16 protein-coding genes are annotated in these 15,436 nt (G+C 37.4%); 3 read left to right on the forward strand and 13 right to left on the reverse strand.

From position 1 onward, the window contains the following. Positions 1-698, forward strand: a 698-nt coding sequence (locus BLP58_RS06860; RefSeq protein ID WP_056941233.1) for an IS3 family transposase, incomplete at its 5' end; no start/stop codon positions are given. A 40-nt stretch (positions 699-738) separates the two neighbouring features. On the opposite strand, the gene BLP58_RS06865 is transcribed toward BLP58_RS06860, so the two are convergent. The 11 genes from BLP58_RS06865 to BLP58_RS06915 form a co-directional block, all read right to left on the reverse strand. Next, positions 739-1,752, reverse strand: coding sequence for a hypothetical protein (locus BLP58_RS06865; RefSeq protein ID WP_013853780.1), 1,014 nt, complete (start codon positions 1,750-1,752; stop codon positions 739-741). A gap of 120 nt (positions 1,753-1,872) precedes the next feature. After that, positions 1,873-2,760 carry a hypothetical protein gene (locus tag BLP58_RS06870; protein WP_013853779.1) on the reverse strand — a complete coding sequence of 296 codons (888 nt, stop codon included), beginning with the start codon at positions 2,758-2,760 and terminating at the stop codon, positions 1,873-1,875. Between the two features lie 117 nt (positions 2,761-2,877). Further along, positions 2,878-4,215, reverse strand: a complete 1,338-nt coding sequence (glnA, locus tag BLP58_RS06875) for a type I glutamate--ammonia ligase (protein WP_013853778.1) — start codon at positions 4,213-4,215, stop codon at positions 2,878-2,880. 146 nt (positions 4,216-4,361) lie between these two features. Further along, complete coding sequence (locus BLP58_RS06880; RefSeq protein ID WP_013853777.1) at positions 4,362-5,612, reverse strand: methionine gamma-lyase family protein; 1,251 nt, start codon at positions 5,610-5,612, stop codon at positions 4,362-4,364. Further along, positions 5,605-6,525, reverse strand: a complete 921-nt coding sequence (miaA, locus tag BLP58_RS06885) for a tRNA (adenosine(37)-N6)-dimethylallyltransferase MiaA (RefSeq protein WP_025084208.1) — start codon at positions 6,523-6,525, stop codon at positions 5,605-5,607. Before miaA ends, BLP58_RS06880 begins: the two co-directional genes overlap by 8 nt. Positions 6,526-6,594: 69 nt before the next feature. Next, on the reverse strand, positions 6,595-6,996 hold the full coding sequence (locus tag BLP58_RS06890; protein WP_013853775.1) for a rhodanese-like domain-containing protein: 402 nt from the start codon (positions 6,994-6,996) through the stop codon (positions 6,595-6,597). Positions 6,997-7,054: 58 nt separating this feature from the next. Then, the gene (locus BLP58_RS06895) at positions 7,055-7,291 is read right to left on the reverse strand and encodes a YqgQ family protein (RefSeq protein WP_013853774.1); all 237 of its coding nucleotides are present in this window, start codon (positions 7,289-7,291) and stop codon (positions 7,055-7,057) included. Next, positions 7,291-7,971 carry a rhomboid family intramembrane serine protease gene (locus BLP58_RS06900; RefSeq protein ID WP_013853773.1) on the reverse strand — a complete coding sequence of 227 codons (681 nt, stop codon included), beginning with the start codon at positions 7,969-7,971 and terminating at the stop codon, positions 7,291-7,293. The genes BLP58_RS06895 and BLP58_RS06900 overlap by 1 nt, the downstream gene beginning before the upstream one ends. A gap of 33 nt (positions 7,972-8,004) precedes the next feature. Further along, a complete protein-coding gene (locus tag BLP58_RS06905) occupies positions 8,005-8,571 on the reverse strand; it encodes a 5-formyltetrahydrofolate cyclo-ligase (protein WP_013853772.1) in 567 nt (188 codons plus the stop codon). A gap of 53 nt (positions 8,572-8,624) precedes the next feature. Further along, positions 8,625-8,774, reverse strand: coding sequence for a 50S ribosomal protein L33 (gene rpmG, locus BLP58_RS06910; RefSeq protein WP_006351577.1), 150 nt, complete (start codon positions 8,772-8,774; stop codon positions 8,625-8,627). Positions 8,775-8,849: 75 nt separating this feature from the next. After that, complete coding sequence (locus BLP58_RS06915) at positions 8,850-10,958, reverse strand: peptidoglycan D,D-transpeptidase FtsI family protein (RefSeq protein WP_013853771.1); 2,109 nt, start codon at positions 10,956-10,958, stop codon at positions 8,850-8,852. 88 nt (positions 10,959-11,046) lie between these two features. Between BLP58_RS06915 and BLP58_RS06920 the strand changes: the two genes are divergently transcribed. After that, positions 11,047-13,641: a YfhO family protein gene (locus BLP58_RS06920; RefSeq protein WP_013853770.1), complete on the forward strand. Its 2,595-nt coding sequence runs from the start codon at positions 11,047-11,049 to the stop codon at positions 13,639-13,641. 98 nt (positions 13,642-13,739) lie between these two features. After that, positions 13,740-14,663 (forward strand): N-acetylglucosamine kinase, encoded by a 924-nt coding sequence (locus BLP58_RS06925; RefSeq protein WP_013853769.1) that lies wholly within the window; start codon positions 13,740-13,742, stop codon positions 14,661-14,663. Positions 14,664-14,897: 234 nt separating this feature from the next. Here the strand turns inward: BLP58_RS06925 and BLP58_RS06930 are convergent, their stop codons facing one another. Further along, positions 14,898-15,122: a hypothetical protein gene (locus BLP58_RS06930; protein WP_013853768.1), complete on the reverse strand. Its 225-nt coding sequence runs from the start codon at positions 15,120-15,122 to the stop codon at positions 14,898-14,900. Between the two features lie 32 nt (positions 15,123-15,154). Next, entirely contained in the window at positions 15,155-15,406 is a 252-nt protein-coding gene (locus BLP58_RS06935; RefSeq protein ID WP_013853767.1) for a type II toxin-antitoxin system HicA family toxin, read from the reverse strand. Positions 15,407-15,436 lie beyond the last annotated feature (30 nt).

Below are 15,436 nucleotides of genomic sequence, written 5' to 3' on the forward strand. Positions count from 1 at the left end.
GATATGGTTATCGCAGAATTACTGCTCAATTGCGTCGTGAAGGCATTATAGTCAATCATAAGCGTGTTAAGCGCTTAATGGTCAAAATGCATTTATATGCCATTTCGATTAGACGCAGATTTAAATATTCAAGCTATAAAGGAACTATTGGAAAAATCAAGCCCAATTTAATTAAACGTCATTTTGCGGCGATTATCCCAGATAGGCATTGGTACTCAGATATTACTGAATTTCACCTTAATGGAGAAAAGCTTTATCTATCACCTGTGATGGATGGCTGCAGTCAAGAGATTGTTGCTTATACATTAAGCCGTCATCCAGTATTGAAACAAGTAATGGACATGCTGGATCAAGCTTATCAAAAGCATCCAGCTCTTAATGGCTTAATTTTTCATACTGATCAGGGCTGGCAATATCAGCACGCAGCTTTTCAGGCATGGCTTGAACATCATGGTGTTTCCCAGTCTATGTCACGCAAGGGCAATTCATTGGATGATGGCTTAATGGAGGGCTTCTTTGGCATTCTTAAACGAGAAATGTTCTATGGCTTTGAAAAGACATTCAAAACCATGGATGAATTAGAACAAGCAATCAAGGAATACATTCATTACTACAACCATGATAGAATTAAAACAGTACTAAAAAACCATACTCCGATAGAATATCGAAATATGGTTTTAAATAAAGCAGTTCAATAATATGTCCCAAATTTGGGGTTCATATCATTTCTTATGCTTTTTAATATTTCAAATCTTTAAATTGCTTATTAGCATTTTGTTTAGCTAAAGCTTCACTCTTCCAATAGACGGCATTTGTACGACCATTAGAATTAGCAGATACAACCACACTCTGACCGTTCTCAGTATGTGGTGCAAGGTAAGTACTCCCTTGACCAGGTTGTTGGCCCATATTAGTAAAACTATAGAAATTAATGCCATTGATAGCAGTTTGCTTCATATAGCCAGTAGTGGTATCTGAAGAACCAGTATTCTTCTTCTTAACATCCATACTAAAGCCAGCTTCATCATTAATCTTATTGCTTGAAACTGTTAAAGTATCAATATTGCCATTGCCAGTATCGGCAGTGTACCAAGTACCTTGCAAGTTCGCCGGAATCACACTAGCTGATGATTTATTGCTTTGAACAGGTGACGTCTTGCTTGCGGCCTCATCGCCCTGCAATTTAACGTTTAGTTGCGTATTCTTAGCTAAACTATCAACTGTAGTGCCAGCCTTCTTACTATTTAAGTAATTAACAATCTCACCTAAACTGATAGTACCTAAATTACGCTGCTTAACGAAGATTGTAACCTGTTTATCACTACCATCGCCGCCACCTAACATGTAACGGGCATTGCTACTCTTACCTGTACCACTAACTTCATAGACATAGCCAGAGTTATCAGCACTGATTCCAGTAGCATCCTTAGTTCTAAACGCTACATCTAAATTGCCCTTTTCAGCTGCATTTAAGGCTATCTCCCAAGTATCGCCATACTTTTGTGCAGCATAAACAGTAATTGCACTAGCTGTAGTCTTATAGTCCATCTTGTCAGCTGACAATTTAACAAAATCATCATTGCTACTGCTCTTAGAACTAGTTGACTCTGCAGTCGGCTTGGTAGAAGTCTTCTTAGCTATTTTACTTGACTTAGCTGATTGTGATTGAGTATTCCCTTGGCTGCTTTGACTGCATCCTGCCAAAGTTAAAGCTGCAGAAATAGCAACCAATACAGTTAATTTCTTTTTCAAAAGGATTCCCCTTTTCTAATTTTCCTATCTTATTTTTTATAATAATCATTATAATAATCATATTATAAAAAGCCAGTTTAACCAAATTTTTACAACAATTTTATAGAAAAATTACGATTTTTACTTAAGACTGGCAAATACTGCATCTCTGTTAATTTTAGCTGACTTAATTGACTTCCAATAAGATCCTGTAAAATCGCCAGTATCAACGCTGTAAGTCGCTATTGCATGTTCACCGTCTTTCTTTTGCACGGTATAGAGCAGACCAAAGCCTTGCTGATTCAAGCTCTGAACGTGATAGCAATCAATTCCATTGATGTTTTCCATCCGAGCACGGGCCCACTTTTCGGTTTGTTTAAAAGATACTGGAGCAAAACTAGCATTATCAATCATATGAATTTCTTCACCATTGATCGTATGATCAGTTACCACTAGCTTTTTCCCCTGGCGATTATACCAAGTACCACGCAAGCTCTTAGGAATAAAGCTCAAGCCGTTATCACCCTTAACACCATATTTGTCTGACGTAATTGCCGCTCCTATTTTGGTAATAGCCGCTAATTGTTTAACTTGATTGGCTTGTTCATGACTATTTAAGTAGTTGACAACATTGCTTAATTCAGCACTGCCCTGCTTTTTCTTGCCAGTATACCAAGTAATCTGGTCATCCTTTACCGTATAAAAAGTATCGGCTTCCTTACCATCATCACTTGCCTCATAAATATAATCTTTGCTCTTAACGCGAAAACCAGTATGATTTTTTACGCTCACACTGAGCTTAGTAGCTTGAGCTCGTTGATAAAGTTTCTGCCAATGTCCCTTATATTTCATTGCTGCATAAATTATAAAAGCACTAGCTTGCTCAGGAGCATTTAGCTTAGTAGTTAGGCCCTGCTTTTGAGTATTAGCCTTACGCTGATTATTCATATTATTAGCCGTATTTTGATTGCAGGCAGTTAAACCTAATGCCATCAATATTCCAATTAGCGCTAAAATTCTTTTACTCATTGCATTACCCCAGGCTTCGTTATGAACACAAAAATATCCCTAACTTACATTAGGGATATCATTTTTAAATATTATATAGCAAATTCAGCTAAAAATATATTTAATTTTAATTAAATTTTACCAATTCATGTAACGTTGACGTTCCCAATCTGAAACGGATTGTGAATACTTAGACCATTCCAATTCCTTGGATTCAATAAAGCTACGAGTTAAGTGGTCACCCAATGCACTCTTAATCAAGTCGTCAGCCTTAAATGCCTTAATAGCATTGTGCAAAGTAGTTGGAAGTGGCTTGATGCCCTTTTCAGCTCTTTCTTTTTCGCTCATTTCAAAGATGTTTTCTTCAACTGGCTTCATTGGCATCTTGTGTTCCTTGATTCCGTTTAAACCGGCAGTCAAACATGCAGCTAAAAGCAAGTATGGGTTAGCAGTTGGATCAGCTGAACGCATCTCAAGACGAGTATTGATTTCAACAGCACTTGGAATACGAACAAGTGGTGAACGGTTCTTAGCAGCCCAAGCAATGTAGCAAGGGGCTTCGTAACCTGGAATTAAACGCTTATATGAGTTAACAGTTGGGTTGCCAATTGCAGTAATTGCACGCGCATGTTCCAAAATACCATTTAAGAAGTAAAGTGCAGTATCTGATAAGTGGAATTCACCATTTTCATCATAAAAGACATTCTTCTTGCCCTTAAAGAGTGACATGTTATTGTGCATCCCGTTACCAGCTTGGCCTTCAACCGGCTTAGCCATAAATGTAGCGAATAAGCCGTGCTTTCTTGCAATATGACGAGCAACCATCTTAAAGGTTTGACATCTATCGGCAGTTGCTAAAGCATTATCGAATCTAAAGTCAATTTCTTGTTGACCGTCACCTACTTCATGGTGAGCAGCTTCAACTTCAAAGCCAATGCTTTCAAGAGTCTCAACGATATCACGACGACATCTTGCACCTTCATCATCTGAAGTCATATCAAAGTATGAAGCGTGATCTGGAACTTCTGTAGTCCAGTTGCCATCTTCGCCTAACTTGAAGAGGTGGAATTCCATTTCAAAACCAATGTCAAATGCATCAAAACCGGCATCATTCATTTGCTTAATAATTCGCTTCAAGTTATTTCTTGGATCACCTGCAAAAGCTTTACCATCAGTAGTATGAACTGAACAGATCAAACGACCGATTCTGCCACCGTGTTCGTCGCCCCATGGTAAAATTGACCAAGTTGAAAAGTCAGGGTACAAAACCATGTCGCTTTCTTCAAGCCGAACGAAGCCGTCAATTGAAGAACCATCAAAACGAATATCGTTAGTCAAGACCTTGTCAAGTTGACTAGTTGGTACTTCAACAGCCTTTTCAGTACCATTAATATCAGTGAAGCATAAACGCAAAAATCTTACGTCGTTGTCTTCAACTTCTTGTTTAATTTCTTCTGCAGTATATTGTTTACTCATAGTCTTATTCACCTATAAAAACTAAAAATATAAAATTGGTCTGGTCCTATGATTAATTTTTATCTCCTAGAACTATTTAATACAATAGCAGACCAATTTCAAAAAGTCAAATTGGTCCATTAAAAATTTCGAAACTTTACTTTTTGTTAATCATTATTAAAAAAGGTATCGCACACAGCGTTGACAATTGCCACTTTATCATGGGCATAGGTCAGACCGCCTTGCATATAGACAGCATAAGGCGGTCTAACCGGACCATCGGCTGAAAACTCAATCGTTGAACCTGAAACGAAATTGCCAGCCGCCATAATAATTTTATCTTCATATCCTTCCATGTGGACTGCTTCAGGAGTGACGAAAGAATCAATTGGCGAGTTTTTCTGTACTTCTTGCACAAACTTAATCATCTTATCAGGATCATTAAAAATAATTGTTTCAATGATGTCACTACGCTTCTCATCCCAAGCTGGCGTCACATTTAACCCCATCTTGGCAAATAATGCAGCCGCAAAGATCATGCCCTTCTCAGCCATTCCTGTTACATTAGGCGACAAGAAGAAGCCCTCATAAAAATCATGCAAGTTGCCGATTGTAGCTCCTTCATCAGTGCATCCCGGTACAGTTAGTGCGAGTTTAGCATTTTCAACCAATTCCTTTTTACCAACAATATAACCACCGGTCTTGGCTAGACCACCACCGGCATTTTTAATTAAAGAACCAGCCATTAAATCCGCACCATATTCGGTAGGCTCATGCTTTTCAGAAAATTCACCATAGCAATTATCGATAAAGACAATGCTATTTGGACTTACCTTTTTGACAAAAGCAATCATTTCTTTGATTTGATCAACAGTAAAAGTCTTTCTAGTGGAATATCCGCGTGAGCGCTGAATAGCAACAATCTTGGGCTGATCACGCTTTAAAATCTTTTCAGCTTCATCATAGTCAATTAAATTTTGATCATTTAATGGTACATAAGAGAATTTAATCCCTCTTTCAGCTAAAGTGCCGCGCTTATCGTCAGTTAAGCCAATCACCTTTTGTAAAGTATCATAAGGCATTCCTGTTAAGTAAGTTAACGTATCACCATATTTCAAGTTGCCATTTAATGCCGTAAAGAGCGTGTGCGTACCTGAGACAAATTGAGGACGAACCAAAGCATCTTCGGTTTGAAATACCTGTGCATACACTTTATCTAATTTATCACGACCAATATCATCATCGCCATAACCAGTTGCACCATTGAGATCAGCTTCAGCTACATCATTGTCTTGAAAGGCTTTTAGCACCTTAGCTTGGTTGTAAACGATTTGATCTTCAATTTCTGCCAATTTTGGCGCAATTTGCTGATCTACTGCTTTAACAATTTTTTGTAATTTTTCTGGTAAATTATTCATTTAGCCATTCACTCGCTTTTCTAATAATCTTGGCTTCACATTCTGGATCGTTTAAGGGATCAAACCAGGTAATTGGCAATTGATTTCTAAAATAAGTCAGTTGCCGCTTGGCATAGCGTCTAGAGGCCGTTTTTAATTGAGTAACACATTCAGTCACTGTCTTTTCGCCCGCAAAATAAGGGAAAAATTCTTTATAAGCAATAGCTTGCAAAATTTGATGCTCTTTCGTCCGATTATCATAAATAAAACGCGCCTCGTTAAGCATCCCCTTCTCTATCATCTTATCTACACGCAAATTGATGCGTCGATATATTTCCTGACGATCAGAATTGAGGCCAATAATCAAATAATCATAGCGCGGCTTAATCTTTTTTTGCTGCTGTGAAAATTTCTTCCCCGTGCGATCAATCACTGTTAATGCCCGCATCGCTCTACGTGTATTCTGTACAGGAATCTTTTTAGCTGCCGCCGGATCCTTAGTGTTTAATTTTTGCCATAATTTTAGCGGGCCATTTTGCTTTAAAAAATCTTCCCATTTTTGAGACGTACCACGATCTTCATTCTTTTTTTCACCTAGCTGCATCTGATTCAGCAAGGCATTAACATAAAAACCAGTTCCGCCAGCTAAAATAGGCAGTTTATTTTGCTCGGTAATTTGAGTAATTGCTTTTGTTGCTTCAGTAACAAAGTCTTTGACTGAATACTCATCAAAGATCGATCGGGTATCAACTAAATAATGCTTTACCTGCTCTTGCTCTTCCTTAGTCGCCTTGGCTGTACCGACTGCCACTTCACGATAGACTTGCATTGAATCTCCTGACACGATTTGTCCATTCAATTGCTGAGCAACTTTTATTGCTAAATCAGTCTTGCCAATTGCAGTCGGTCCTACGATTGCTAATACTTTTTGCATAAACATCCATTCTCGTTAATTTTGATACAAAAAAAGCACATTGGATCTCCTCCAAATGTGTCTTTTTAATTAATATTTAGACTTCTTAGTTCTGCCATCCCATGCTTCGAATCCACCCTTAAGCCAGTGGATAGAAACAAAGCCCTTCTTCTTCAAGAAACGGGCAGCTCTTAAAGTAATCGTATTGGAATCCGAATAAAGATAAACTGGCAAGTCACTTCTTAACTCACCATATTGATACTTAAGCATTGTATATGGCAGATTACGGGCACCATCAATATGTTTCCGCTTAAATGGTTCTTTCTCACGCAGATCGATGATTTGTGCCTTCCGCATGCCCTCTTTAAATTCTTTATTAGTCATCTCGCCACCGATAGACTTAGCTTGAATCTTATTCCAAGCCCATATACCACCAATTCCTAGTAAGATAACTAATAAAACAATATCTAAGACAATTAAAAAACTCGACATAAACTCTAATCTGCCCTTTCATAAAAACTTACAAATATAATGATACCGCTAATCTAATTTACTTGCTATCTTTTTTAGCGTCTTTCTGGCGTTCTTTTTCTTTTAATTCTTCAACGCGGTGCTCTTTACGTAAAATCAGCTTAGCCACCATATAATCATGCGGATCTATTATCCCCGCACGATTGATATTATCTAGCTCCAAGGCCATTAACTCAATGTCCCAGATCCGTTTACCTACATGAACCAAAATACCATATTTTTCTAACAGCTGCTGTACATCATATAAAGTTTTCATCAGAAGTTAATAACCATCCCTGTTCTAACTGTCCAAACAACATACACGATTAGTACCGCACCAGCTAAAACCCGCCACTTAGGGTTATAAGTCTTCATTATATGATCACCCATGATAATTGCGAGCAAAAAGCCACTAATCAAACCACCAAGATGCCCCCAAATATCAATACCTGGTACAAATAAATCTAGTGCTAAATTAATCAAAGCTAATACAAAGGCTTGCCGTCCTAGATAGCTAATCATTGGGTTGCGCATGTTACGTAAACCAATGGCGGTCATTGCGCCAAAAAGACCAAATAATGCGGTTGAAGCCCCTGCACTAAGGCCACGATCTGAGCCAAAAGCCAAACTAAGTAAATTACCACCTATCCCGGCTAGCAAATAAGTAGCTAAGAAACGCCAATGACCCATCAACGGCTCCATATAAAGCCCCATGTAGTAAATAATCACGGCATTAGAAACCAGGTGCATGACACCAATATGCAAAAATTGAGCAGTAAATAAACGCCACCACTGCTGACCAACAACCACGGCAAAATTGCTCATGGCGCCCATTTTCATTAGCACGTTAGTATTTTCCGAGCCGCCTAAAAATACTTCTACCAAAAAAACAGCGAGCAGTATAATTAAAATTCCTAAAGTCACAAATGATTGTGAGAGGTTAATTTTGTGATTCATATAATCCCCCTTAAACTTATCATTGTGATTATTCTAATAGATTTTTTCAGTTGTCACAATTGTTTGCACTGGCACATCTGTCTTTTCAACTGGCCAATTAGCCTGTCGAAATTGCATCACTTTATTTGCCAAAGAGACAGTCTGCCGCTGATATTTAGCTAAGAAACGATCGTAATAACCGCCACCAAAACCTAAACGAACATGCGAATCTAATGCAAAGGCTAAGCCTGGAACCAGAACAACATCAAGTTCATTGTTGATTTCTGTATGATCATCTTCAGCGATTTCCTCTACACCAAATTTTGATCTCACTAATTTGCTTTTATATGTATAATGTAAAAAATCTAAAGTATGCTCTTGATCAGTTCTAGCTTTAGCTAAATAAACTTCCTTGCCTTGATCCCATAAACGAGCAATCAATTCAGATGTATCTACTTCCATTGGTAAAGATGCAGTAACGCCAAATGTTTGGCTATCCTTTACTATCTTTAACCCCAAAAATTTTTCAAGTAATTGACTATCTTCTTGCTTTTTATCTTGGAAATTTACATATTTTTTTAATCGTTTTATCTGTTGTTGTCTTAATTCTGATTTTTTCATATTTTTACCTAAAAACAAAAAATAGCAGGCACACAACCTGCTACTTTGGTTTATTACTTAGTTTCACGGTGAAGTGTTACTCGTCTTTCAACTGGGCAATACTTCTTCAAAGATAAACGTTCCGGATGCTTACGCTTGTTCTTCTTAGATAAGTAACTTCTATCGCCACATTCGGTGCATTCCAAAATGATGTTATCTGCCATTTTTTTCACCACCTACACTTTTATTCTGACTGTACTAGAATAGCATTTTTCAAGCAATTTGACCAGTAAAAATTGTTATTTTGTGGAATGAAGTGCAAAATAATCCTTAATCATGGCCTTTGCAACCTGTAAAGTATACGTTCCTTCACCATCTGGGTCAAGTCCTGGGAAGACTACTGCCACAGCCAATTTAGGGTTCTTAGAAGGAGCATAGCCAATGAAAGTTGCGTTAATCAATTCAATATTGTGTTTTCTGTTAGGATGTTCCGCATCATAATAGAATGTCTGTGCGGTACCAGTTTTACCAGAGATTGAAGGCTTAACATTCTTTAATGGGTGAGCCGTACCCCAACCATTAGTTCCATGAACAACGCGCCAGAACCCTTGTTGAACCACGTTCAATTCAGCTGATGTCCAAGGAATAGATTGCTGAACATTAGGCTTTTTGTTATAGCTAATGTAGACCTTCTTACCATCCTTGCTGGTGCGCCCAACTGATTGCACAATATACGGTTGCATCCGATTACCACCATTAGCAATCGTAGAAACATATTGCGCTAATTGAATTGGCGTATAAGCATCATAGTTACCATAAGCCAAGTCGAGGACAGAACCTGACAAAATATTGCCTTTAGAGTTAAAGGATTTACCTTCAATTCCTGAAACCTCTCCTGGCAAATCAACATCGGTTTTTTGTCCTAAGCCAAACATCGCAAAGTTTCTTCGCAACACATTAAACGAGTCATCTGGCATATGAATGTATTGCTTAGGCACGTATTTGGCGCCAACCCATTTCATCGCTAAATGCATCATATAAATGTTACTTGAAACTTCCAAAGCCGTTTCTGCATCTAGGGCACTGAATGTACCGACTGGATAAACAGATTTCTTAACTGGTGAGCCAGGTAAGTAAATTGGCGTATCTGGCAAAGTATTATTAGTTGGCGTGATCACATGATTAATTAAACCACCAGAAACCGTTGCTCCCTTAACAACAGACCCCATAACAAATGATTGGTTAATTACGCCCAAGGCATTATCGGTTACTTTACCTGTGTTAGTATTGCGATTAAGTCCAGCAACAGCTAGCAAAGCTCCCGTCTTAGGATTCATTGCAACGGCATAAGCACCATTAGAATAACGAGCCGCCCCAGCTGCTTCAGCTGAACTATAAACTCGTTTAAGCGCAGCTTGAACCTTCTTTTGATATTGCGCGTCAATCGTTAGCATCAGGCTAGCACCCGCTTGACCGTCATAAACGGTTTTAGTTTGCTGAATATTGCCGTTAGACTTAGTAGTTACACGGCTAGTCGACTTAGTACCCTTCAAAAGCGATTCATACTCTTCTTCAAGATATGATATACCAACTCGATCATTTCTGGAATAGCCATTTCTTAAGTAATACTGTAGATTATCACTTGGCAAACCGGATTTTTCAGTTGAAACAGAACCAATGATACTTTGAATAGATGAACCGTTAGGATACGATCTTTGCCAGTCAGTCCCAATGCCGACTCCTGGCAATTCTGATAAGTGTTCACCTACCTGCGCAATTTCTTTATCAGTCAGATTTTTGTTTTTCACATAAATCGTTGATAAAGTATAGGCCCCTGAAATCTTATTGAAGATCAAAGCTGCAGTCTTTTCCTTAGGCGTAAGCTTAGGATCCATCTTTTCCACATAGGCTAAAGCTGCCTTATAGACTTCACCATTAGTCTTTTTATTGCCATCAGGATCAACCTTGGCTGACCTAGGTAATTTAGCCGTAATTCTAGTGTTATTATCACTATTAGCTAAATAATAATCAGCTATCATTTGCTTTGTGGGCTTTTCATCGGTAATCTTAATGTAATTGCTTAAGGCATTGGAGATTTTATAAACATCTGTCGTCGTTATCGACGCACTCTTGGTATAGGTAATGGCATTGGTTGCCTTATTACCAACTAGAATCCGCCCTTTAGCATCATACATTACCCCACGGGGCACCTGATTAGAGATAACAGTTGAATCAGTTCTCTGCACTTCCGCCTTAAAACGAGAGCCATAGACCAGCTGCAGATATGCCAGCTGACCAATTAGCATCGCGAATAAGATCAGGATTACGCCCAGAATGATTCGCATTCTTATTGGAGTAGAGGACTGCTTATTGGAGCCAGTCCCACTATTTTTTCTAAAATAATCCACGTATATCGTCCCTTACTAAAACTGTCTGTATTTTAACAAAAACTGAACGTTAATTCTACGATTGAGAATGGAGCTTTGACAAATTTTAATGAAACATTATTTTACTATGCATAAATTATCTTTCAATAAAGAAACTCTCTTTTATTTCATAAGTTTTATTTTACCGGGTTTAATCTTTGTGAGCTACTTTTTCTATACCCACAACGGTATTTTAACAGTAGATTTAGGTCAGCAATACGTTGACTTTTTAGCTTTTTTTAGAAGCAACCTCTTCACGCATCCCCTTAAACTAATCTACACCTTTTCTAACGGCTTAGGTGGCTCAATGCTAGCTACTGACGCTTATTATCTCTTTAGTCCGTTTAATTTATTGCTGTTTTTATTCCCACAAAAATTCGTTCCCCAAGCAATTTTAATCATTATTGCATTAAAAATCGCAATGGCTGGCTTGACTAGCTATTACTATTGGCATCAAAAAATCGCTAATTATTTCTATGTTTTAGCTGCTAGTTCATCTTACGCTTTATCTGGTTATGTAATTGGCAATTACTATAACTTAATGTGGCTAGATGCAGTTTTGCTTTTGCCTTTATTAATTGATGCCATAGATAAAGTATTAGCTAAGCAAAAAAATCATTTAACACTAATCACCTTTCTATTATGGTTAACCAATTTTTACACAGCTTTTATGGCACTATTATTCGGCTTGCTTTATTTCTTAACTAAGATCTTCTTCATTAAAAAAGAAAGCAGATTGCCACTTTTTTGGAATTATCTCAAATGTAGCATGTTTGGTTCCTTCTTCAATGCTTTTATGTTGCTGCCTGTTTTTGTAGAAATGCTGCAGGGCAAAGCTGCGTCCTCAGCTCAATGGTCATGGGGCTTTCAGTTCCCACCATATGAACAATTTAGCAAATTAGCTGATGGTGCCTACAACTTTCATGAGATGCAGGAAGGGATGCCTAATATTTATATCGCCCTGCCCCTGCTTATGTTTACAATCCTATATTTCTTAAGTAAAAAAATAAATTGGCAAAATAAACTAGCTAACGGCTTATTATTATCATTTTTAATTGCTTCATTGTTTTGGACACCGTTAGTCTTACTATGGCACTTAGGTCAATTTCCAGTGTGGTATCCAGGTCGTTTTAGTTTTGTCTTGATCTTCCTCAGTTTGAACCTAGCGATTGACTTTCTTCGACAACATGAAAAAATCTCGCTTATTCAAATTGGCATCTTAGCTATATTAGCATTGGGATTAGCTATTTACTTATGCTTAAATCAAGGTTTTGAATTTTTAACTCAAGAAGCACAAATTTCATCCTGTAGTTTTCTTGCATTAGGTCTGCTTTTTATTGGCTTAATCTATCAAAAAACTGAATTAGCCGCGCCATTCTTTTATTTAATTGTAGAACTAGAATTAATTATCAATGTTGTACTTTCTTTAGGCAATTTGGCATATCAGAAAGACAGCGATTTTCAAAACTTCGCTGCTAATACTAACCAGGCTACGCAATACTTAAAAATGCATGATCAAGGCTTTTACCGCACAGAAAAAACTTTTTACCGCTCAGATGGTGATCCCTTTACGGCTGATTATAACGGCCTCAGTAGTTTTAATTCCATTTCTGACCAACGCGTTCTTAATCTTTTAATGAATTTAGGTTTTGTCAATAACAGTAATTCCTATAATAATTTTGGTGGCACGCCAATTACTGATGATTTATTAGGGGTTAAATATTATCTCTTACCCAACAACGATATTATTCCGCTACGTAAAAACAAGCAGATGAAATATGATAATCCTAATCACCGAATTGATGTTAGCGACTATGCAATGCAGAAAAAATTCAAGCAATTACTAATAGTAAAAAATAATCATGCCTTGCCTCTACTATTCCTTTCGCCAACTGCTCCTAAAGAAATTAAGTTTGATCCTGCCAGCATCAGTAATAACCAAAACCTGTTCTTTAAACAGGCTACTGGTAAGAAAACGCAGCTTTTTACCCGTGTTATCTGGCCTGATCCTAAAAAAATTGGCGTCACTGGTTGGGAAGGCGGCTGGATGCAATACTCCAGAAAAAAGCATGCTCAAGTTAGTCGCGTAATTTTTAATTTCAGACCGCATACTAATGATTCTTATTATCTCGAATTGCCAGGCGATCTTGATGAAAATAGCGCAGAAATTCATGTTAACGATTCTAACCTTAATTTATCCGTGCGTGATCCCGACCCACGATTAATTAATCTAGGCAGCCAAATGCAAGGCCAACGTATTCAAATCGCTATCACTCTAAAAAAGAACGATTTAAATCTAAATTCAGCTAACTTATGGCGATTAAATACCACTAAATTAAATACGCAAATCACCGCATTCAAACGAAATCAACCAATATTTTCGCAAGCTGGTTTAAAAATCAAATCCAACCGGTTTGCAACCAAAAAAGCAATGACCATGAATTCCACTATTCCTGCTAGCTCCAATTGGCTCATTTTTGACAAAGGCAAACTGCTGCATCAGAATAAAACTTTATTCATGAAGACATTTTTAAACTTTAAATTAGTTAAAGGACAGCATCAAATTACCTTAATTTATATCCCATGGATTTTTCTAATCGGATTACTGATCACTATTATTTCAATCATTATTTACTATTTTTCGATAAAAAATACGCACTGTTAGCGCTAACAGCAGAAATAATACTAGACCTAGCCAATAAAAATGTAATAAAATGTATACGTTATCATTTGGATAAATTAATATAGAAGGAAGATTTAATTATGGCTCTTAAATACCAAATTGGTGTTGATGCAGGTGGTACACATTCTACTGCAATCGCATATGATGAAACTGGCAAGGAAATCGGTCGCGCAGAAGGCGGTACAGGTCAAATTAACGCTGACTACGAAGGCGGTATCAAGAATATTTCAGATACAATTAATGAACTGCTGAATAAAGTCGATGGCGACTGCATGCGCGTTTTAGTTGGGATTGCGGGTTTATCTGTTGTAGGTAACGCACCAGAAGTCGCTGCAACTATTTCATCAAGAATCAATAACTTGCCTACACGCGCAATTACCGACTCACTCTTAGCTCTATATGCTGGTCTTGAAGGTGATGATGGTGCTTTGGTTATTGCCGGTACCGGATCCGTTTATAATGGTTTACAAGATGGTCACTTAATCGCAGTTGGCGGTTATGGTAATATCTTAGGTGACGAAGGTTCAGGTTATGCAATTGCTCGTTCAGCTATGCAATCTGCACTTCTTAGTTGGGACAAACGTGAAGAAAATTCACTTATCCCAATGTTTACCAAGTTATTCGATGTAGAACACATGAATGAATGCAATGCTAAGTTCTACAGAATGTCTAATCCAGAGGTTGCTGGCATGGCCGTTCACGTAGCTAAGCTTGCTGACGCCGGCGATGAAGATGCAACCAAGGTTATTAAAGAACAAGCTCACCTTCTTGCTCGTGATATCTTGATCGGTTTGAGTCGCTACGAAGATCCTAAGCCAATGAAGATTGCCTTAACTGGTTCTGTTTTAGCCAATAATGCTATGCTTAGAGGCTTAGTTGAAGATGAAGTTAAGACCCAATATCCTGATGTTGTTTTCTCAATTTCTAATGGTGAAAATGCTCGTGCTGTTTTATTCGACAAGAGTAAAGATTACCGTTACTTCACTAACCATGAAGATCACTAATGATCTGTTCTAAATAGTTACAAAGAAGCTCACAACTTTGCATAAAGGTTGTGGGCTTCATTTTTATCCATATTTTTAGTCGACATCCAAACTATACAATTCTGGATGATTTTTCAAATACAAAATCTTTAGAAGAAAACTTATTTGTTTTCATATTCACTACCTTCAAAATTACATATCAATTACTTTTTTAATACTTTTTTAAGCTAAAGATGCTGACAATAACTCTTGCCACTAAATTTTTGCTCTATCTTTATTCGGACATTCGGGCTTTTCATGTTCTAATTGACAATTTTCAAGATAGTCATCAATACCCGCCTTAAAATCTTGTTTTAATTCCGCTAAAGTTTTTCCTTCATAAGAAATGAAAGTATTTTCTAACCCTAATACTTCACCAAACAAGATGTCGTCTTCTGTTTCAATAGTACCCTGATATCCCTTGTAGGTTAGTAGACTCATAGCCTTATACCTGCCTTCCTTAATCCATCCCTTCACTTTTTTAATTGATATTGTTTAAGAGTGTTCTGTGGATGTGGTTTATGTAGATTAATTTTAACATCACCACGCTCAAATTGCACTCGTGAGCCACTTGTACGACCTTTGTTTAATAGCTTAAAACCTGCATATCTCATTAATCTAATAGCTTCATCATATGTAAAGTCACCAGGATTTTGCTCAAACTTCTTGATCAATTTTTTCATTTGATTCAAAAAAACTTCACCTCTTTTGCGTTTAATTTTCAAAATTTACCTCCCATTATTTATTACGCAAAA

This window comes from Lactobacillus kefiranofaciens, from assembly GCF_900103655.1.
GTDB classification, from domain to species: Bacteria; Bacillota; Bacilli; order Lactobacillales; family Lactobacillaceae; genus Lactobacillus; species Lactobacillus kefiranofaciens.

Excerpts from the sequence above, each read along its gene's own strand:
- BLP58_RS06890 (WP_013853775.1), bottom strand. The coding sequence starts at position 6,996 with ATGTCGAGTTTTTTAATTGTCTTAGATATTGTTTTATTAGTTATCTTA.
- BLP58_RS06930 (WP_013853768.1), bottom strand. The coding sequence starts at position 15,122 with ATGAGTCTACTAACCTACAAGGGATATCAGGGTACTATTGAAACAGAA.
- BLP58_RS06880 (WP_013853777.1), bottom strand. The coding sequence starts at position 5,612 with ATGAATAATTTACCAGAAAAATTACAAAAAATTGTTAAAGCAGTAGAT.
- rpmG (WP_006351577.1), bottom strand. The coding sequence starts at position 8,774 with ATGGCAGATAACATCATTTTGGAATGCACCGAATGTGGCGATAGAAGT.
- BLP58_RS06925 (WP_013853769.1), top strand. The coding sequence starts at position 13,740 with ATGGCTCTTAAATACCAAATTGGTGTTGATGCAGGTGGTACACATTCT.
- BLP58_RS06870 (WP_013853779.1), bottom strand. The coding sequence starts at position 2,760 with ATGAGTAAAAGAATTTTAGCGCTAATTGGAATATTGATGGCATTAGGT.
- BLP58_RS06900 (WP_013853773.1), bottom strand. The coding sequence starts at position 7,971 with ATGAATCACAAAATTAACCTCTCACAATCATTTGTGACTTTAGGAATT.
- BLP58_RS06920 (WP_013853770.1), top strand. The coding sequence starts at position 11,047 with ATGAAACATTATTTTACTATGCATAAATTATCTTTCAATAAAGAAACT.
- glnA (WP_013853778.1), bottom strand. The coding sequence starts at position 4,215 with ATGAGTAAACAATATACTGCAGAAGAAATTAAACAAGAAGTTGAAGAC.
- BLP58_RS06905 (WP_013853772.1), bottom strand. The coding sequence starts at position 8,571 with ATGAAAAAATCAGAATTAAGACAACAACAGATAAAACGATTAAAAAAA.
- miaA (WP_025084208.1), bottom strand. The coding sequence starts at position 6,525 with ATGCAAAAAGTATTAGCAATCGTAGGACCGACTGCAATTGGCAAGACT.
- BLP58_RS06895 (WP_013853774.1), bottom strand. The coding sequence starts at position 7,291 with ATGAAAACTTTATATGATGTACAGCAGCTGTTAGAAAAATATGGTATT.